The organism is Dellaglioa sp. CoH-56-MRSF-10, assembly GCF_056782175.1.
Window position 1 is genome coordinate 1 of sequence record NZ_JBXAYF010000054.1, and the last position, 376, is coordinate 376.

Sequence of the window (376 nt, forward strand, 5' to 3'; positions counted from 1 at the left end):
GATTTTTTACCGCTGATGACTGCGACAATAGAACCTGCCGTGCTACTGCCTGAGCAGTAGACGCGGGAGATTGAACTGTAAGTACCTGTCTGGCTAGGGACTGCGCCTTTACCGGATTACCTGCCATAGTCACCCTCGCATTAGGTTATATGGTTCAAGACAAACTGCGACGCCTTGATCGAGTTGGTAGACCATGCCTTGTTTCCGTTGGGGTCAATATCAGACAGGACCGATGCGTATGTTGGTGTTGTTCCCGAGACCGTGATTTGGGCGCTGTCTGTTTCAGCAGCTGCACTACGCAGCCCTACGCTAACCACAGGAGCCGTCGTCGAAGTCTTGGTGAAGTAGGTTTCCACCAGCTGCGCGCGAGCCGAAT

Annotated in this window: 1 protein-coding gene; it reads right to left on the minus strand. The window is 53.2% G+C overall.

Annotated features, from left to right (window positions below; genetic code table 11):
• Nucleotides 1-140: 140 nt before the first annotated feature.
• Nucleotides 141-376, minus strand: a 236-nt coding sequence (locus tag AC1RP4_RS07805; RefSeq protein WP_481763241.1) for a hypothetical protein, incomplete at its 5' end; no start/stop codon positions are given.